Here is an 18,946-nt window from a genome sequence, read left to right as displayed (position 1 = left end):
CAACGTGCCCTGAATTATCACTTAATTTCCATAAATCGACTTTAGACGTTGCCGAATAGTCCGAAGTTTTGCGCGCCCGGCAACGTCGGCCCACAGATAGAAGTTTGAATGCCAGGCCTGATTTTCGGGACGACGATCAGACGTCAGAGAGGCAAACAGATCCATCCATTCATGCTTGCCAGCTTCGGGACCGTATTTTTCGGTTACTTCCATCCGGCTGGCTTCGCCCACCGAGTATCTCAACGCCGTGTCGCTGACCAGCCGGGACAACAGGTCGAACCAATCATCCCGGTTGCAGAGAAATCCCGTTTTGGTGTCCGTTATTGCCTCTGAGAATGCTGGCGATGGCGAGGCAACTGTCGGGACACCAAAGGCCGACGCTTCGATGAATTTCAATTCACTGCGGGCATTGGCGAAATCCGAAGTTGTATCAAGCGGTGCAAGATTGATGTCGATCCCGCCCAAAAGGCCGATAAATTCCTCATAAGGACGAAACGGCTCAATACGAAACCGATCACCCAGCGTATGAAAGCCCGGGTCAACTTGCAATTTGCCGCCGACGACAAGCCGCACGTCCGGGTTGGCGTGCATCAGCCTGAGAAGCTGAGGAGCAATCATCGCGAAATCCGCGTCGTGATGCGCCGAGCCGCTGAAATAACCAATCGTGGTGTAGCGATCCGCTTGGGTCACATTGGACGCGGCGTCAGCCCCGAGTCTGAGCAGATCCTGAGAAAGCTTGTTGCGTAAAATTCTGCAGTCCTGATGAAAACTCGCCACCCGATCACGCAAAAAGCTGGTGGATACCGTGACCACATCCGCAAGGCGCATGGTTCGCTCGATTGAACGGGAAAATACTTCATCACCCGGATTTTCGGTTACAAAATCGTCAATATCAAAGACAACCACCGCTCCACGGCTGCGTGCCAGGGACATTATCTTTTCAGTCAGCGAATCGTATCGGACCCGATGAAGGATCAGCACGCGACATTGCGTTGTCGGTGCAGCCAAAAGGTAGTCGGCCTGCGCCGTCAGACCTGCGGCATTCAGAAAGCGCGCCGGTTGTACACAGCGCATCTCGGTCGTGCCATACCCGAGCATCGGGCGAAAGGACAGGAACTGAACATCGACGGTCATATCAGGAATCCCTGTGGCACCAGAGCGGATCAGGAAGCCAAATCCGAATAGATTTGCTTCATGGCCCCTGCGCAATCCGCCCAGCGGTAGCGCCTTGAATGGGCAAGCCCATCCGCTTTCATGCGATCCCGAACGGCCTCGGACGAGCAAATTTTCACCAGATCAGCGGCAAAAGCCTCGGGGTTGGCCGTGTCCGTCAGGCATCCCGCGTTTCCCGCCACCTCGGGCAGGGAGCTCAGGTTCGATGCAAGAACGGGTGTTCCGCTTGCCATCGCCTCCAATACCGGAAGGCCAAACCCCTCGTAGAGTGAAGGATGCACGTACAAATCCGCCGACTGATAAAGCGCCCGAAGCTCGTCATCGGAAACAAAACCCGCTAGGTGAACACGCTCTTTCAACCCCGGCACCGACAGTTCCTGTTGCAGATCCTTGCTATCCCAGCCGAGACCCCCGACCAGAACAAGGTGATGGGGAATGTCATTCATAGACCGCGCAAACGCCTTGAAAAGCCCCTGAATGTTCTTGCGCGGGCTGATTTGGCCCGCAGACAAGATAAAAGGCGTATTGTCGGGCAAGGCTGAAAGCTGTTGCACGACGGTCATGTCGGCGGGTTCAAAAAACCGCTCGGACACACCTTCAAGCACCACGCGCAGCCGGCCTTCGATCGCGGGCCCAACATATTCGCGAACCTCATTGGCCGTCGTCTCGGACACGCATACGATGACATCTGCCTTGTGAACGGCCTGGTCCAGGCTCCGCTGCATGACCCAGGGCCTCGTATTGCGAAAAAATTCGGGATGGGTCAGCGGACCCAGGTCGTGAATTGTGACGACATAGGGTTTTCGCGTGGCAACGGGATAACCCAGCGATACCGCGTGAACGACATCGACCGGTGCGTTGAGGCGTGCCTCGATCGTTGGCCAATCCAGAAAGGTCCACATCAACGATGTACCGCGACGCCCCAGCCCGGTCAGACGCAACCCTGTTTCTGCCATGCGCCGTTCCAGCGCGTCCGGGGCGAGCGAGCTCCAACCGGCAACGGGAATGACATTCGGGCCGTTCAGTTCGCGCAATGAATCAAATAGTTCGCGCGCATAGCGCGCCAGACCGTGACCTTTTTGGTCTGCGAACTGATTGGCAAAGTAGGCGACATTGGGAGCGATTGCCGAAGCTGACATTTTGCTCAAGGTGTTAGTGGCTTCGAATTGCAAGAAAGGTTCTCCCGAAAATTGCGTTCCATTTGGAGCGCAGTACTTGGCGCAAGGCAGACGGCAGCACCGATCCCAGAAGGGCTGCCCAGGAATCCGCAGACCAGGGCCAGATGACCAGCGCCATCAAATAGTGGCCCATGGCTTTGCCGCGCTGGTTGAGATAGTGCAGATGAACCCGCCCTGCCCGCCGGTGATAGCTGGAAAGGGCCGCCAACCGCACGGCCAGACCCTGCTCTCTTCTGAGTGACGCATATTTTTCAAGAATCCGGCGGTATGCGACAAGTTCCCGAGTGGGATCGGACGCGGTTCGCGGGCCGGAGTGCTGGCGAAGATCAACCAATGCCTCGGGCACGCTTGCGATTTTCGTACAGGTCGCGATGCGAATCCACATATCCCAATCCTGTCGCGCCTTGAGGTCCTCATCGAAACAACCCGCTTCTTCGAACAGATCACGGCGGACAATATAGGTTGATGTCGGCGCGGTCACGTCGCTGACCAGCAGCGCTTTAAAAAGGTTGCCTTCGGGGTAGGTTCGCCGGGGTTCCGCAATGACCTCGCCTGTCTCTGCCACGACCTCGCGCAGACCGGTATAAGCGGCCCCATAATCCGGGCGGGACTCGAGAAGCTTCAATTGCTTGCCCAGTTTTTCCGGATGCCAGAGGTCGTCACTGTCGAGAAAGGCCACGTAGCGACACCGCGCCAGACAGATGCCACGGTTTCTGGCTGCATTTCCACCCCTGCGATCCTGCCGCTCGAACTGAACCCTGAATGCCGGATTGTTGTCCGTCTGCCACTGTTGGACCCGCTCGGCGGTGTCATCATCCGACCCATCATCGACTATGATCACTTCTTCAGGCGCAAAATCCTGCTGCATAACGCTGGTCAGCGCTTCGCAGGTCAGCTTCGCCCTGTTGTAGGTAGGAATTACAACCGAGACGGTCGGGACCTTGGTCTTTTCGGAGGTTTGCAATTGCCTAACCTTTCCAGGATACCTGCTTTTCGAGGCTGTCGCGATCAATCGCGTTCTGTCTATCCCAAACCAGCGCACGTGTCCTGAATACCGAAGTTGCCGAGTGTATAGCGGCAACCATGCCAGGAACCCCGTCCAGAAAACCGCGCTGCAGGATGTAACGCTTAATAAACTCGACAAGCGAGCCTGCCACTATACTGAACCCCGAGACAGGCTTGCCCGATCTCTCAAGATCCTGCGCATTCATCGCGACATAACGCGCGCTTTTTTGCAGGCGCTCGGCGAATGAGCCCTCATTGAGATGCGCAATCTTTTTTTCGAGCTGCCCAATTCGGGCTTCGCCACCATCGATTTCACAACTTTCGTGCAGCGCCCCGACAAAACGATGGCACCCGCGCCGGGCGAGTTGAGGCCGGTTCCACGAATCCCAGCCACCATGATTAACAGGCCGATGGAGAAAGTAGTTCTGACGGCGGTATCTGTAAGCGTCGTAGTTGGTACTGCGGATATGATCGAGGATTTCCTGTGCCAGATCACGCGGGATGCGTTCGTCGCAGTCAAGGTGAATCAACCAGTCACCGCTGGCGTTATCGATGCCCACATTGCGTTGTCCTGCATATCCCTCCGCCTCAACCATGGCATGAGAGACAAACCTGACCCCGTCTCCTGCTTCCATCGCAATTCCGGGTGTATCATCGGTGGATTTGTCGTCGACGATTACGATTTCATCGACCCAATCAGCGAGATTGTCCAGAAGGTGAGGCAGGTTCTGCTGTTCATTCCGGCTAATAACAACAGCTGAAAGCGTTGGCCGATTTTCCGTTGGCGGTGTGGCCATGGTTACGGTTCCTTCTGTAAAATTGCGCGGAGGCGAAAATAGATTGACCGAAACAAGCGGTCCCTGCGCCGGTTCAGCCAAATGCGAAACCTCTGCCGCCGCGACGTGTCCGAGAATGCCGACCCGGATGGATTATCCTTGCCGTGTGCGTTGTCAAGATCGGCATCCGCATAGTCCATCGACTGCGCCATCTGGCGGACCGCCGGATGCAGGTTCAGCACGTAACCCGGGTCATTCTTCCATTTCTCACCAGAACCCGAGCGGGTTCCTTCGCCCATGGTTTCGTCCGGCGCTACCTCGATAAATCGTGCGATCTCGGCGAACCCATCGACCGGGGACGCCACCAGATCCTCGTAGCGAACCCGCATATAGCTGTCTTTTGGCAACATTCGTTCAATCGCCAAAAGGTTGCGGCAACCATTGAGCCAGGCCAGTTGCCGTGTCTGCGGATCCGTTCCGAACAACTTGGCCGCCGAATACATCACCCCATGCGGGTTTCTTACAAGCCCGATAACCTTCACGGTCAGATCGGTCCGCCCGATCCATTCCAACATTAGGCTCAGCGCCGCCCATTGCGCAAGAATTTGAGGTGACTTTTCAAAGAAAACAGGTTCCGGATTGACCCTGACAAGGGCTTCCCACCCATCGAAAACAAGCGCACGGTCATCTGTCGGAGGATCAAAGTCCGGAACGCATTTTGCGAGCAAATCTATCATCAGGTCGCGGGCGTTACCTTTGCTTCCATAGCCATTGTACCGCTTTTGAGTTGCGAACAACGGCCCCGGCTCATCCAGCAAAACTGCCGCCATCAACCACCAGTGCGTTTCAAGATACCTGTGAGGCGAATACGCGACGGTATCTACAGCCGGATGGCGGCAAATCTCGTCCTGGAACATGGTGGATCCAGAGCGCTTATCCGAAAGCAAGATTACGACTGTACGCATAGGCTTGTCTTGTGCTGGGGTGCCGGCGAGCCGGAACGGTGAAATGTGGGATTGCTGAGACAAGGCCAATTACCAAAAACAAAAGCATTGAGCCTCGCGGAGTGGAAACGGCGGCATGCCCGAGCATGGCCCAGGGAATGATTGCAACCATGGCCAGGAACAAAGGTTGCGCAATCAGCTGTTCCATTGTCGTGCGCCGTTGCAGCGCAAGGTTGGCGGTAAAGAAAAGCGCCCGGGCAATAAGGAAAACATAAAGAAACGCGGCGATCATACCGTAGGAGTAATAAGCGATCGCAAAGACGGCATGCGTGGCCTGGCTGGCCTGTTCGGATCTGGCCCCGGCAGATGTGTAACGGACAGTCGTGCCTTCACCGACAAAAAGAAAGCTCGGTTTTTCTGCGACGTGGCCAAAGGGTTCGGAATAGGCCAGCGATCGTTCACTTTCGCGCTTGTTCTCGTAGGGAGACTCGAGCGAGGCGGCGAAACTTCGTTCCAGACGTTCGAAGTAGAACAACTGTGATCCGATGCCTATGAAGAATATGATCCCTGCCCCTACGATCATGGGTAAGATCATCCCGCGCTTCACCTGCCGCAAACCCAGAACAAGGGCAAGGACGGCAATCAGGATGGTGCCCAGAATCGGACCGCGGGAATAGCTCATAAGGACACCCATCGGGGCCAGCATGCAGGCCAGCAAGGCGAGTTTTCGCCAACCGCCCGCCACCCACGGCCAACGCATCAGCAAGGCTGCGAAAGGCCAGCAAATATTTATGAATGTCGCACCCAGTATGGATACCCCGACCAGCGTTCGACCCCGGATTCCACGCTCGGGCGTATCCAGTAGCATCGAATTGAGCTGCCCGGCGGCAGGCTCCAGAAACTTGCGCGAGAAAATCAACTGACTGACCGTACCCCGGGTTCCCGGAAGCGACGTGAGGATCATCAACGAAGCCGTCACGATCAGCCCGACGACCAGCGCCTTCAGTACAAACTCGAAATCCTGGCGGGTTCGGATGTATTTTGGGGCCAGAAAGAACACGCTACACGCCAAAACCGAGCGGAACATCACATAGACGGAATCCTGTAATGTGCCAAAGCGGATCATTCCGGAAATTTCACTGACAAGTGCAAAAACCAGAATGGCGACAACGGTACCCGCAAACATCCGACAGCGTTTCGGAACCGGGGGCAGCTTCTGTGCCGAAAACAGCAGGCACAATACAAGGACATCGACCAGATAGATGGGCAAGGGGCCAATCTTCAGGTTTGCCTTCGGCACCGCAACAAGCACGAACACAAACGTGGCAAAAAGCTTGATACCCGGTGTATGTCCCTTAAGCCACATCGGAAGGTCTCACCCCCAGTTTTTCATAGAACGATTTGTGCGCTTCAAGGAAACGGACCATATCGTACTTTTTTGCCATTTCGAAACCCGCCGCGCCCATTCTGCGGCGCTCATCGGGGTTTTCAGCCAGAAACCTCACTGCCGATGCAATCCCTGCCACATCTGAGGGGTCTACAAGCCGTGCGGCGTGACCGTCGCGCCCCACAACCTCGCGCAATCCTGGCACATCCGCAGCGATAACCGGCAGGCCGGCGTTCATCGCCTCTACCGCAGCAAGGCCGAAACCCTCCCAGTTCGATGGAATCAGGAAGGCATCCGCGGTTTTCAACAATTCGGACACGTTTTCCACATAGCCGAGCAGGTTCACGCGGTCCTTAAGCCCAAGTTCGCTTGTCAGGCGTTCCAGAGTGGCACGTTCGGCACCCTCGCCCGCTATGGAGTATCGCACAACGCCCGCTGGCAGCTGCGCCAGGGCATGCACAGCCGTATCATAATTCTTAGCGGGCGTCAGCCGTCCCACGGATACGATGTGAAACGGCCCGTCTAACCCGGTTCTATCCGGCAAATGGTCAAAGAATAAAGGGCACCCGTTTTCAATCACGGTGGTTCTGTTCGCCAGCCATGGATGCGTTCGAAGCAATTCTGTTTTGACACCGTCACTGATCGCAATGATCTTCTCGTAAGAGCGATAGACCTTTTCGTCGATCAGGCCGCCAAGGGCATGGCCCCGTCGGCGATTTGACGTGCTGTGCTCGGTGAACACCAGCCGACCCGGTAAATGGCCCGTGCGCGCAAGCGCAGCAACATGGGCGCTGGATGGAAACAGGTGCACATGCACAATATCGTTGGCTGCGATGCCGCGCGCATAGGCTTTCAAGCGTAACAAGGCACGGGGATCATAAGGGCTCGACAGTCCCAGCGAACACGCGCCTTCCAGATCACCCATATCGCAGTCTTCAAGCGCGACCAGTTTAGCATCGAAATCCGATTTCCGAAGTCCAGCGTGAATCTGACGAGCGACACGTTCGGCTCCGCCCCGGCTGAGGTCCACACTGTTGATGATCTGATGCACCCGCAGGCCTTCCTGCTTGGTAGTCGGCGGGTTGACGTTGGCAATTACCGGTGCCGTGGGTGCCGCCTTTTTTCCCTCCAGCCGTGTGGCAATATCCCGGATGATCTTGCGGTGACGTTTTGGCAGCAGCCGGGACATCAGGCGCTGTCGAAACACCGGGTCCGGTTCGAATTTTGACCAGGGCACCGGAGACCAGGTTGGGGGCGGCTCGGCAATGACATCATCGAACAGCTTCTTGTAGGAAGCTGCACATGCTTTGGTCGAGTATTTCTGCCGCGCGGCTTCGGCCACAGCCAGGCTCATATCTTTCAAACGGGCACGATCACCGGCGAGTGACGCAATTGCCGTCGCAAACGCCCCGGTATCACCAGTGTCGCAGAGCAGGCCGGTACGCCCATCTTCGAGCAGGAAGTCGGTGATCCCGTGCAGCCGCCAACTGACCGGGACGGCGCCTGCCGCCATGGCTTCCAGCAGCGCGTTCGGGCAGCCTTCAAAATGTGACGTGAACAGGAACAGGTGGGTATGGGCCAGAAATTCAGGAATCTCTTCCGGGGACAGCGTGCCGACAAATCGGACACGCCCGTCCTCAACCCTTGTGGCAAGGGCTGCCCTCAGGTCCTCCTCGTGTTTTCCTTTGCCCGCAATTCTGAGATGGTAGGAAACACCCGCCGCATCGAGGCGATCCAAAACCGACGGTATGTACATCACGCCCTTTTGCCCGTGTTCCAACCGCCCTAGAAAGCCAAGGGACAAAGGCTCGACAGCGCCGTTGATACGCCCCGCTGCATCCGCGAAACGATCGGTCACCGCCCCATTGGGGATCAGGACAATTTTGTCGGAATCGACGCCGTAGTCATTGATGAGATCGCCCTGCAAACGAGGCACCAGGGCGACAAACCGAGCGACCCTGTCCCGCCCGATCAGCGACAGTCTGTACCCTTCCTCAAAACCATTTGCACAACGTGCAACTACCCTGACCTTTTCAGGCAGGTGCGGCAGCGAACTGAGAATGGCCGGGGAATTCACTCCGATCACGATATCGATCTCCTGATCTTCGCACCATTCAGCAAAAACGCGCGCTTGCGTCCGCAGATCGCGCGTGTCCGCGGCCAACTCTACGCATCCCTGATCGACAAATGCGGCCTCGGTGATCTCAGCCTGATCAAGACCCACTGAAACACAGCGCATGTCCACACCATGGCGCAAAAACTCAGGTCGCATATTGCGATAAAACGTAAACGTCCCGCCGTCTTTTGGCACGGAACCAAAGGCAACCCGAATCATAGGTCGACCTCCATCTGCCGGGCAGCTGGTTGCGTGATCTGGCTTTCGCCGCCAAAGATCACGCGGTTGAGCTTGCGCGCCAGCTTGCGTGCATCGAAATGCTCCTCAACACGGACACGTCCTGCCCGGCCCATTTGCCGCGCCATGCCCGCGTCCTGGGCCAGACGCGATATGTTGGCGGCCATCGCTTCGACGTCCTGCTCTGGCGACAGGTAGCCCGTTTCCCCCTGGTTTACAGTTTCAGAAAATCCGTTGTGATCAGTAACAGCTACAGCCGTCCCGGACGCCATGGCCTCGAGCAGCGAAATGCCCTGACTTTCCTGATCTCCGTTCTCGGCTGTAACCGAGTGCTGAATGAAGATCGAAGCGACAGCCATCCGCTCTCGGACCTCAGTATGCGCGCACGCCCCTTTCAGGGTCACAGCATCCTCGATGCCCAATTCCCGGATCAGGGGAAGACATGCCGCTCTCTCAGGGCCATCGCCAATAATCTCGAACCGCAGCGACGGATGATCCCGCCGGGCCAGTTCAAACGCGCGGATCGCCAGATCGGGTCGCTTTTTGCGTGTCAGCCGCCCGACGGCGATCACCAGATTAGGGTCTTTGCGATCATCCGCGGCGAACTCATCAATCTCGATACCGCAAGGAACGATTTCTATCTTGTCCGCAGGTATTCCCATGCCTTTAAGGATTCTTGCGAAATGCTGTGATCCGCACAGAAATCCCCGGGCGTCCCGCGCCAGCAAACGATAAGCGTATCGCATGTCCAGGCGCTGACCAAGGACCGTCGCATCGTAGCCGTGAAAATTGACGAACAACGGAAGGCCCGACCGTAGGCAGAATTCACGAAGGGCACAGCCCGTCGTGCCGAATTCAGCAAGAATGGCAGTGACGCCGTGGCCATTCAGGAATTTCCCAAGATCGGCCTCCTCCTGCCGGGACAGGGCGGCGCGATACCCTGTTCTCAGAAATTTTGCCATCGACCCGAAAGGATTGCGCCTCGAATGCTCGTTCCCGCGCACGCAATGAAACGGCAGACCGAGATCCGGGGCGGTAACACAGGCCATGCCTATTCCAACCGTCTCCCCCGGACGCACCAGACGCATGTGCTGTCGAACATATGTCTCGGCCACCGCATTGGGATTGTGTGTCGCAACGGCCAGGGTCATTTGCCGGCCCCTTTCTCGGCGGCGCTGAGGCGATCGTAAAGCGCATCACACATCAACCGGACCCGGTCGGACAGATACCCCGGCTTGCGGACCGGAGGGTTGATCCGGCGGGTGGTGAGGGGGAACGCCAGACGGGGCGGTGCAAAACCGATGGACGTGGTCAAAGCCGCCATGCACACGTCCGGCTCATTCAGCAAAGTCCGGTAATCCAGCAGCCTTATCCGATCATCCCGGTCGAAGCCCAGGTCGAAATAGATTTCGTTTCGCCGCACCCAGTACAGCGCATAGATATCCCGCCGGCGGGCATCGCTCCCGGGTTCTGCATCGCTCAGATCATCAATACAGGCGTGTATGTCCAGCCACAGCTTCTCCAGGTCCCAATGACCGGACGCGTCCGTTTCGACACGCCGGGAAATCTCTTCAAAATCCCCCGGCCATTTTCGCATCATTGACGCGACAACTTCGTCCGCTTGGCGGAACATCATGACGGCCCGCGCGCCCTCAATCGCGTCAAGGATTTCCGCAGCTTTGTGAGAGGCCAGCAATGAACGTGCCGCGACAAAATCACCATGCGCCGCATTTATTCGCCTGCCAAGCTCGGGAAGTTCGGGCCAGACCGTTTTCGCCGGATCAATCGACAATTCGCTGAATTCGCCAAACACCACCGAGCGGGGATCGGCACGAAACAAACGCTCAAGGTGGGTTGTGCCGCTTCGCTGGCATCCGAAGATGAAAAGAGTGGTCTTGGGGTGCGCCCTGAACAGTTGGTGATACACCCTTTTCCCGCCCTCAAACATCTGAAATGAGCGCGACGTCACCCGATATTCTATCGAATTCTTGATACGAGTCAGGGTCAAGGGATGCTGCATTGGCCGAACCTAAATCTCATATGCGACGGATTGCTTTGAACCCTCTTCCGGATCGGACTTGCCTTGGCGGGTACCGTCCGATTCAACTTCTTCTTCCTGCGGAACCAGATTTTCGTAAGACCCGATCGAACTGATGCGCCCAGCCTCGAGCGTGATCACCGTGTCGCAACTTTTCACCGTTGCCAGACGGTGCGTCACCATAATCAGTGTACGCCGCCCGGCGAGTTCGGTAATCCGATCCATCACCTGCGTTTCGGTGCTGTTGTCCAAAGCGCTGGTCGCCTCGTCAAAGGCAACAACCTCGGGCTGGGTATAAAGGGCCCTCGCGATCGAGATGCGTTGCCGCTGCCCGCCGGACAGCCGCACACCGCTTTCGCCAACAAAGGTGTCATAGCCTTCGGGCAGTTCTTCCCGGATGAATGTGTCTATCTGCGCCATCTTCGCTGCGTCGCGAACCTGATCCAGATCGACCTCTTCTGTTGGAACGCCAAAGGCGATGTTCTCTGCGATGCCCGCGTCATAAAGGAATGTCTCCTGTGGGACATACCCCACATTGGCGCGCCACATGCGCACCTGATCGTGGCTCAGCTTCTGGCCATCAATCAGCATCGCGCCTTCCGTCGGTTCGATCAGGCCAAGGATGAGATCCATCAACGTGGTCTTTCCAGCGCCTGTCTGGCCAACGATTCCAAACGAGGTTCCAGCCGGGATGGTCAGGTTGATGTTCTTCAGGCTCGGGGTTTCAGATCCGGGATAAGTGTAGGACACATCCCGCAGTTCGATCGACTTTTCCAACCGCATCGGCTCAATCAGATCCGTGGGCAATTCCGGATGATCCGAGATGTCTGCCAGATCGTCACGAATTGCCACGGCGGCGACGGTGCTCAGGCGAATGGCAACGATAGCGGTGTATCCCTTCTGGAAAGCCGGCATCATGCGATAAACGGCCAGGGCAAAGACACCGATGACAGGAAGCACTGCGGCCATGCCCGTGCTGCCGACCCCGCCGTTCTGCTTCATCAGGATCAGGGTCAGCACTACGACGCCGCCAATAGCAAACAGCTCAATGATGTACTGCGGCACCTGACGGACAGTGGCTGATGCAGCGCTGTACTTTGAGAACTTCATGGAATGCGGACGGTAGCTGTCGATGAGCGATCGTTCACGATTGAGCAGTTTTGCCAGCTTGCTGCCCCGCAGCGCTTCGTATGCGACGCGATAGCGTGCCCTGTTTTCATCAAACATGACCTGCCCAAGGCGGTTTGTCAGTTTGCGGACCGTCACAAACAGGATCGTATACAGTACCCCGAAAATGCAGAGCGACAACAACGTGATCGCGGGGTCGACATAGAACAGAAGCGACATCATAAAGACAATCGACACCAGCGACTGAGCGACATTGAAAAGCGAGCGGAATACCTCACCGACGACGCGGCCGGACTCGGCAAGCATGTTCGAAACGAGCTCGCTGCTGTGACGCTGGAGCATGAATTCGTAGGGTTGCCGCAGATAGGTTTCCAACAACCGCGCGGACAGGCTGTGCTTACGCATCTCCAGCCAGCGGTTGACCAGATACAGTGTCAGCACCTTCAACACTGCACTCACGACGAGAACCACAAGGAAAACGACGGCGATGGCGATGGCGAAACTGTTCACACTCTCGAAGTTGCCCGCCGAATAGGCCCAGGACAAGTGTTTGTTTTTGTCAATCAGATCCGGATCGCCGATAATCCTGAGAAACGGGAAGATCAGGCCGACACTCAGCATCTCGGCAAAACCGCGCAGGCAAATCAGTGGCAGTAGTTTAAGGGCAGACGAACGTTCGCTGGGTGTCAAAAGCGAGATGACAGTTCCCAAGCCCTTCATGCCTGAACTCCAACGGTTGCGTCGCGTGTTAGCTTGCATTGTCGGACGAACAGCAAATTTTGGACAAAACGTCCAGACAACGGAGAACTAATAATCACCGATAACACACTTACCTCCTAAAGTGGGCAAAAACCGCCAAAACCCGACGGTCCGAAACGACCACTCCACACTGAAACTCAACCACAATAATGCCATACTACTATGACTTTCGACTAACACCTCGCCCTTCTCTGGGCAAGGCTTCAATACGTAGGATCCGATTTGGGTCAACCTAGTGTGATTTGAGCAGGTTCTTAGTTTCCTATATCTCAACAAATTTCTGTCGGGCCAACTATTGTCCAATTGGAATGCTGTTGCGGCTCAGACTTCGAAAGCGAGATACTTTGACAAGCTCCGCTTTCGGTCCGACTGATGCATCAACTGCGTGTCAGGGGACCAGCCTCGCTATCGACGTCCAGTTTTTCCGGCCTCCTGACCCGGCACCCGAAACCATTTCTATGTGTTTAGCGCGCAAGAAACGCGCCGGCAGCTGCAAGGCCGCGATCTGAAAGAATGCTGTTTATCCTAGCCCTGTGCTCCGGTTTGAGCCTCTCCAGGCGGTCGCTATGCACCGAAAAAACCTTTCGGCGCCCCTGTTCGACCAATTCGAGCATGCGCTCAACCGTTTCATCATCCATGTTTCTGTTGAGACCAGCGGCAGGTTGCAACCCCTCGTCGAACTGGTTTGACCAGCCCCCATAGTGCCGGGTGACAAAAGCGTAAATCAACATGAATTCGGACGCCTTGCGCCCTACCCGCCTGACAAGAGGCTTGAAGCCAAAATACACATGCGCCGGCCCCAATTTGTCTTCGATCTCTGCCAGGCAACCGGCCAATACTTCGGCGCTCAAGCAATAGGGTGTCGTGCTAGGTGGAGTAAGCGTGTCATCAGGGGGAATTGGCAACCCGAAGATACGGAACGAGTTCTCCATCCAATTCCGCTGCGCATTGCTGGGCGGCTCAAGAAAGCTGAGCGCCCTGCCCGCCTCAGATATGAAATCAGACCGGTTCACATTGCTGACGAAAAAATTCTTGGCATCCAGTATCAGAACGTACCCATCCGGTATCAGCCTGGCCACACAGAGTTTGAAGGCCTGTTGCATCAGCCATCCGTTGTTGCCGCGCCATCCGGCCTGAGTTCTGAACGGTATCCAATTCCGGTGTTGCACGACCATACGACGCAGCAGCCCGGAAAATCCACCTGCCCCGCCCGGCAGGATTTCCTCGGGTTCGACAATCCGCACCCGATCCGCCAGCGATTCGTAAAAGTGAACCAGTTCGCGGGCAAGTCGCGCGCATTCTTTCTGGTTCCTGTCATTAACGACGATCAATATTGACGAAATGTCATCCGGTTCAAAAAACATGGCCACCGATCGCGCCTGCAGCTTCAGGTTTTCGATTTCCCTTATGTACACAACGGTGACAAGCGTTATTCGTTGTTTCATGGGAGCCACCGCTGGTTAACAAATAGGAATTTTATGTCAAGCGTATGGCTGGCAGGCTGTCGCGGAACCAAATCACCAGGGTTTTCAAGCCCGCAAAGACTCGCAATAAAATTATTCATGCCAGACTTCGATCTTCCCGCCATGAAGACGTTCCACGAAACTGACATCGTTTTGAAAGCTCTCAATTAATTCCCTGCGCAGGTGATCGGGTATATCCGGCATTTCCGAAGGCTGCAGAAAAAGGCGCCTGTTGATTCCTGCGCGCATGAGAAACTGGACTATATGTTCCATGTCCCTCTTGCGCATCGCGCTTCTGATAGCCTTTGCCTTCTTTACCAGCCAACGGGATTTTGGTTTCCCATAAGTTTCCCGCACCTTCTGTTTCACTGCCACCGGCGCAAGCCTGTCCTGATCGACACCAATGTAGTCGAACAGGGATTCAAGGTACGAAGACGTCGCCTGCGGGCTGGCAAACAGCTCTTCAAAAATACCCAAATGAATCTGATCTCGGGGAAAGATGGACAGCACATTCCCGAGAAGCCCGGCGTATGAACTGTTCATTCTCAGTTCCGGATGGCGCGCGACGGCGTTTTCGAAATCAAGGTCCGTTCGACCATTTTCGACAAACATCCTGTAGTGAGAGACCATCCTGTCCACCGGGTTCCGCAGGATACAGATCAGCTTCACCTCGGGATTGAAATCTCTTATTCGCTGCACCGTCTGAACATCCAGAATATAGGACGTACTAATCTCTCCTATTGCCGGACGGTCGGCAGCCCCGTCAAAGAGCCCGCAATACCAATCATCTCCACGGTCGTAGAAGCGATCGAAATAAAACACTTCTTTCTGCTGGACGGGTAAGAAGACGTCGGGGTGCCGGCGCAGAATGGAATCGAGCCATGTCGTTGCGCATTTTGGCGGGCCAATTCCGATAAATGTGGGTTTGGATTTTTGCGTGTTCGTTTCAAGCTTTGAATTGTACATCTTGGACATGGATCTTTCTGAAAATAGTGTATCGACCTAAAATGACCGTGGCGTGACCCGCATCATACGAACGAGGTTCCACCACGCTGAGCCTGACCCGAACAGCAAATTATCCTTATCACGAACTTCGGAATCGACCAGAAATTTCTCCGGAGTTTCGTACCCGCAAGCATTCAACTTCAAATCCAGCAAACGCTGATCGCCACCGAAAGGTGCAGCGCATATGCGGCAGCGCCGCCTGTATCCAGACCTGTCACGATGGGTTTTGGTGTCGTCAGGCGTCCGGCGAGACCGCTGTCCAGCGCCCTGTTCCTCAAAACATCACAAAGCCGCCAATAGCACAGAGCGGATCGGAAAATCGAAACAGACAGCCAAAATATGCACAATCTGTTTCCTGTTTCTGTGCAATGCAGCCTGTCTGATCCAGGCACGCGCCGACGGTGGGATTTACTTCGGTCGCGACGTGCTAAGGGGGGTTTGCGGCTTGCTGCTCCGGGACTGCTGCCAGGACAGAGCTTCGAGAAGGAATATCAGCCCGATAAAAACTACCACGCCCGCTCCGAGACCGCATGCCAATCCGAGCACAACACCAAGATCAAATTTGATCCAGATTAGAATTGTCACCAGCCACATGAAGCAACTGGAAATAGAAAATGCCCAAATCCCCATCGTTTCTCTGCGGTCCGTTCTGCCTCTATTATATTTACTCGGTCAAGAAAGCCAGCACTCATCCCAACACGCTTTTTAACATCTGCACCTTCAGTAAACGAAACGTTAACCCGGCATAATGCTTTCGTCTAGCATGCGCCGGTACACTGCTTAATATATTGATAGTCCAAATCATTTGGACACTCTAGAATAGAGTCTGCAAGATCTGCCTATAAGCCATATACCGCCTATCTTTTTGGGTTCAAAACTTGCCCTAACGTCAACTTTCGGCGATTATACAATCTATGGCACCTATTCATCGCCAAACGATTGCATTGTTTTTATTTTTGGAACCGAAAAATTGTTCTATATCACCGGGCGCAACAAAGGCTCAGACCCGTCTGTTGTGCACCAATTCGCAACTGGAGCCCCTGTTCTATCTGCGAAAACCAACGGTTTAGTCATTTCACCCGCGCACCGCCTGGTCCGGGTGGCGCCCAAAGTTGGTTGATTTTTCGTGTTTAAACACAATCTGAAGGAGAAGAAATCCAGATGGCGCTTTGGTTTGTTGACTGATTGTGCATATATGAAAGCACGTGTTGCAGTTTGAAGGGTTAGTTAAAGTGAATAGTCAGGGCACGGGTCCGTCCAAGGCCTCGGAATTTGATTCTTTTGAACTTATGTACGAGAATCAAAACGACAACGAATTGAACTTACGAGAACTTCTTTCACTGATTTGGCGGGGAAAGCTGTTTTTTCTGTGCTGTGGCGTCGTCGGGATGTTGGTTGGTGCCGTCATCGTGCTTCGGCAGGAGCCCGTCTATACGGCTGCGGCAAGTATTTTGTTCGAACCCGAGCGCGTCCAGATCGTCGATATCTCAAACGTCCTGACCGAACCCGAAGCCGGGACCGAGATCGGCAACCAGATCGAAATCCTCAACTCGACGACATTGCTTCAGAAGGTGGTGGAACGCCTGAATCTCGTGCAAGTGGATAGCGAGGCCGCAGTTGACGAAGGCGTTGCGCAGGCCCAAGGCCAGGAAACACCCGCGCCGCCTCCAGGGCAGGCAAGGGCGATTCTCAACCGCGCCATGGCCGCGCTTGGGATGTCGGTGCAGCAACCCGACACCGAAAGTGCTCCGTTGACCGAAGAGGAGATGTACGAAAAAGGCATGCGCAACGCGATCAACATGATTCGCGCCAATATGGGGGTCTTTCAAGTTAACGGATCCAGGGTGATCGAGATTGTCTATTCATCGCCCAATGCCGCGCAGTCCGCGCTGATCGTCAATACCATCAGCGATGAGTACATTGCCTTTCAGAAGGCCTCTAAGAACCGCAATATCGTTACTGTGATCGAACTGGTCGACGAACGCATTCTGGAGTTGAAAAACAGCGTCGAGACCCTTGAGGAAAACCTTGAAACCGCGCGTTTGGACCTGGCCAACAGGCAGGCTCAGAGCTCGCAGATGACAAGTGTCCAGCTGACAGCGCTAAACCAGGAACTGGCTTCGATCCAACTGCGCCTCGCCGAGTCCCGTGCCCGCCGCGATCGGGCAAAAACCGCCCTGGACTCTGAAGAAAACCTTTGGACAGTTACTGAATTCCGCGAGTCTCCGTTGATCGCAGAGTTCCGTCGGCGCGAAATCGATATTCGCGAGGCCATGGCAGGTGACAGTGCCATCGCCGGCGGCAGTTCAAGACCCAACAGTACGCGAAACAACGCGCTGCTGGACCAGCTTTACGAGAATATCCGCGAAGAGGCCGGTTATGTCGTGGCTGCTCTGGAGTTTGAGGTGGAATCGTTGGAGCAGCGTGAAATTCAACTTCAGAAACTGGTTCGCGATCTTGAAGTCATAGCAATCGAACAAACCGCCGATGAACTGTCCATTGACCGGCTCGAACGCGAGGTGCAATCGAACCAGACGTTGTTGCAAACCTTTGTGACACGCCAGAAGGAAATCACCGAACAGGCCAACCTGCAATCGGCTGGTGCGCGCGTGCTGTCAGCCGCTGACACGCCGACAAGCCCCGATTTCGAGACCAGCGCTCGCGTGATGATCTCAACCGTTGGCGGTGGGCTGTTTTTGGGCTTCCTATGGCTGCTGTTCCGCGAACAGACAAGTCAGGCCGTACGGGACCCGAAAGCTCTGGCGAGGATCTCGCAGCTTCCTGTGCTCAACTCGATCCCGATGACCGGAATGCGCCGCAGCCTGCAAAAGCTGGGCGGCAGTTTCGTGTCGAACCCCAAAAGTCTTCTGTCGGAAAGTGTTCGCAACTTGCGAACGAGCATCCTTTACAGCGACGCCAGCCACGTACCCAAGGTCGTGATGTTCACATCTTCCGTTCCCGGGGAAGGGAAAAGTTCGCTCTCGTTTCTGACCGGTCTTGCCAGTCAGAGCACCGGCCGCCGGACTATTCTTGTTTGTTGCGATTTCCGGGACGACAGCAATGCCGTGATCTATTCGAAATTTCCAAGCATTGCCAACGCGGACAAGCCGCAAAAACGCATATCCTTCCTGCACAGGGCTCAGTCGGCATCGGGCGGGCGGTATGGATTGGCCACGTATCTACAGAAGAAATGTACGCTTGAAGAGGCGCTTGCCAGAGAGACAGCAACGGGACTGGATATTTTGTCGTTGAGCCTTTCCGAAAAACTGACGGAAAGCCCGGCCGATATCTTGTCTTCGACGCGCTTCGCCGAAGTTATCGACCAGCTTCGTGACGAATATGATCTGGTGATCCTTGATACACCACCCGCACTGGCGGTGACGGACGCCCGACTGTTGGCCAGGCTTTCGGACACCGTCGTCTACCTCGTGCGCTGGAACCACACCAGCAGGAACGCGGTACGCGAGGGGCTGAGAGAATTGCGGTCGATGGGGGCCAATATCGCTGGCTGTGTCTTCACTTTGGTATCGCAGTCAAGGGCCCGGAAATACGCGGACAACGAGTTCATCTACAAACGCAGTTACGATTCCTACTTTAGCTGAACGCTTTGGCGGGCATTGCCAACTTGTTTGCACGCGGCTGACGGCGGTCTTGTCTGCGTCTGTCAGGTGGTCATTTCGAGAGCGTAACCGTCCCAGAGGCCGAAAGCATCGGTTCTGGCGTGACGGTATGAGACG

13 protein-coding genes are annotated in these 18,946 nt (G+C 55.5%); 1 reads left to right on the top strand and 12 read right to left on the bottom strand.

Annotated elements, in window-relative coordinates:
* Nucleotides 1–21: 21 nt before the first annotated feature.
* The 12 genes from ACR0AY_RS20715 to ACR0AY_RS20660 form a co-directional block, all read right to left on the bottom strand.
* Entirely contained in the window at nucleotides 22–1,134 is a 1,113-nt protein-coding gene (locus ACR0AY_RS20715) for a glycosyltransferase (RefSeq protein ID WP_170516184.1), read from the bottom strand.
* A gap of 29 nt (nucleotides 1,135–1,163) precedes the next feature.
* Entirely contained in the window at nucleotides 1,164–2,312 is a 1,149-nt protein-coding gene (locus tag ACR0AY_RS20710; RefSeq protein WP_480454541.1) for a glycosyltransferase family 4 protein, read from the bottom strand.
* A 13-nt stretch (nucleotides 2,313–2,325) separates the two neighbouring features.
* Nucleotides 2,326–3,315, bottom strand: a complete 990-nt coding sequence (locus ACR0AY_RS20705) for a glycosyltransferase family 2 protein (protein ID WP_480454540.1) — start codon at nucleotides 3,313–3,315, stop codon at nucleotides 2,326–2,328.
* 4 nt (nucleotides 3,316–3,319) lie between these two features.
* The gene (locus ACR0AY_RS20700) at nucleotides 3,320–4,153 is read right to left on the bottom strand and encodes a glycosyltransferase family 2 protein (protein WP_170516190.1); all 834 of its coding nucleotides are present in this window, start codon (nucleotides 4,151–4,153) and stop codon (nucleotides 3,320–3,322) included.
* Nucleotides 4,154–4,155: 2 nt separating this feature from the next.
* On the bottom strand, nucleotides 4,156–5,097 hold the full coding sequence (locus tag ACR0AY_RS20695; protein ID WP_170516192.1) for a sulfotransferase: 942 nt from the start codon (nucleotides 5,095–5,097) through the stop codon (nucleotides 4,156–4,158).
* Nucleotides 5,066–6,442 carry an O-antigen ligase family protein gene (locus tag ACR0AY_RS20690; RefSeq protein ID WP_170516194.1) on the bottom strand — a complete coding sequence of 459 codons (1,377 nt, stop codon included), beginning with the start codon at nucleotides 6,440–6,442 and terminating at the stop codon, nucleotides 5,066–5,068. The genes ACR0AY_RS20695 and ACR0AY_RS20690 overlap by 32 nt, the downstream gene beginning before the upstream one ends.
* A complete protein-coding gene (locus ACR0AY_RS20685; protein ID WP_170516196.1) occupies nucleotides 6,432–8,798 on the bottom strand; it encodes a glycosyltransferase in 2,367 nt (788 codons plus the stop codon). Before ACR0AY_RS20685 ends, ACR0AY_RS20690 begins: the two co-directional genes overlap by 11 nt.
* A complete protein-coding gene (locus tag ACR0AY_RS20680; protein WP_170516198.1) occupies nucleotides 8,795–9,967 on the bottom strand; it encodes a glycosyltransferase family 4 protein in 1,173 nt (390 codons plus the stop codon). Before ACR0AY_RS20680 ends, ACR0AY_RS20685 begins: the two co-directional genes overlap by 4 nt.
* Nucleotides 9,964–10,824: a hypothetical protein gene (locus tag ACR0AY_RS20675; RefSeq protein WP_480454539.1), complete on the bottom strand. Its 861-nt coding sequence runs from the start codon at nucleotides 10,822–10,824 to the stop codon at nucleotides 9,964–9,966. The genes ACR0AY_RS20680 and ACR0AY_RS20675 overlap by 4 nt, the downstream gene beginning before the upstream one ends.
* 21 nt (nucleotides 10,825–10,845) lie before the next feature.
* Nucleotides 10,846–12,702, bottom strand: coding sequence for an ABC transporter ATP-binding protein (locus ACR0AY_RS20670; protein ID WP_170516202.1), 1,857 nt, complete (start codon nucleotides 12,700–12,702; stop codon nucleotides 10,846–10,848).
* A 503-nt stretch (nucleotides 12,703–13,205) separates the two neighbouring features.
* A complete protein-coding gene (locus ACR0AY_RS20665; RefSeq protein WP_170516204.1) occupies nucleotides 13,206–14,186 on the bottom strand; it encodes a DUF6492 family protein in 981 nt (326 codons plus the stop codon).
* A gap of 111 nt (nucleotides 14,187–14,297) precedes the next feature.
* Complete coding sequence (locus ACR0AY_RS20660) at nucleotides 14,298–15,179, bottom strand: sulfotransferase (RefSeq protein WP_170516206.1); 882 nt, start codon at nucleotides 15,177–15,179, stop codon at nucleotides 14,298–14,300.
* A gap of 1,319 nt (nucleotides 15,180–16,498) precedes the next feature.
* On the opposite strand from ACR0AY_RS20660, the gene ACR0AY_RS20655 reads away from it, so the two are divergent.
* Entirely contained in the window at nucleotides 16,499–18,811 is a 2,313-nt protein-coding gene (locus ACR0AY_RS20655; RefSeq protein ID WP_480454538.1) for a GumC family protein, read from the top strand.
* Nucleotides 18,812–18,946 lie beyond the last annotated feature (135 nt).

This window comes from Ruegeria sp. A5, from assembly GCF_056543005.1.
The sequence above is the reverse complement of the archived record's forward strand: the minus strand, read 5'-3'. Positions and strand labels throughout refer to the sequence as shown.

What these genes read in the sequence shown, in the direction of transcription:
- ACR0AY_RS20710 (WP_480454541.1), bottom strand. Translation starts at nt 2,312, where the DNA reads ATGTCAGCTTCGGCAATCGCTCCCAATGTCGCCTACTTTGCCAATCAG.
- ACR0AY_RS20685 (WP_170516196.1), bottom strand. Translation starts at nt 8,798, where the DNA reads ATGATTCGGGTTGCCTTTGGTTCCGTGCCAAAAGACGGCGGGACGTTT.
- ACR0AY_RS20715 (WP_170516184.1), bottom strand. Translation starts at nt 1,134, where the DNA reads ATGACCGTCGATGTTCAGTTCCTGTCCTTTCGCCCGATGCTCGGGTAT.
- ACR0AY_RS20700 (WP_170516190.1), bottom strand. Translation starts at nt 4,153, where the DNA reads ATGGCCACACCGCCAACGGAAAATCGGCCAACGCTTTCAGCTGTTGTT.
- ACR0AY_RS20660 (WP_170516206.1), bottom strand. Translation starts at nt 15,179, where the DNA reads ATGTCCAAGATGTACAATTCAAAGCTTGAAACGAACACGCAAAAATCC.
- ACR0AY_RS20680 (WP_170516198.1), bottom strand. Translation starts at nt 9,967, where the DNA reads ATGACCCTGGCCGTTGCGACACACAATCCCAATGCGGTGGCCGAGACA.
- ACR0AY_RS20695 (WP_170516192.1), bottom strand. Translation starts at nt 5,097, where the DNA reads ATGCGTACAGTCGTAATCTTGCTTTCGGATAAGCGCTCTGGATCCACC.
- ACR0AY_RS20665 (WP_170516204.1), bottom strand. Translation starts at nt 14,186, where the DNA reads ATGAAACAACGAATAACGCTTGTCACCGTTGTGTACATAAGGGAAATC.
- ACR0AY_RS20690 (WP_170516194.1), bottom strand. Translation starts at nt 6,442, where the DNA reads ATGTGGCTTAAGGGACATACACCGGGTATCAAGCTTTTTGCCACGTTT.
- ACR0AY_RS20655 (WP_480454538.1), top strand. Translation starts at nt 16,499, where the DNA reads ATGTACGAGAATCAAAACGACAACGAATTGAACTTACGAGAACTTCTT.
- ACR0AY_RS20670 (WP_170516202.1), bottom strand. Translation starts at nt 12,702, where the DNA reads ATGAAGGGCTTGGGAACTGTCATCTCGCTTTTGACACCCAGCGAACGT.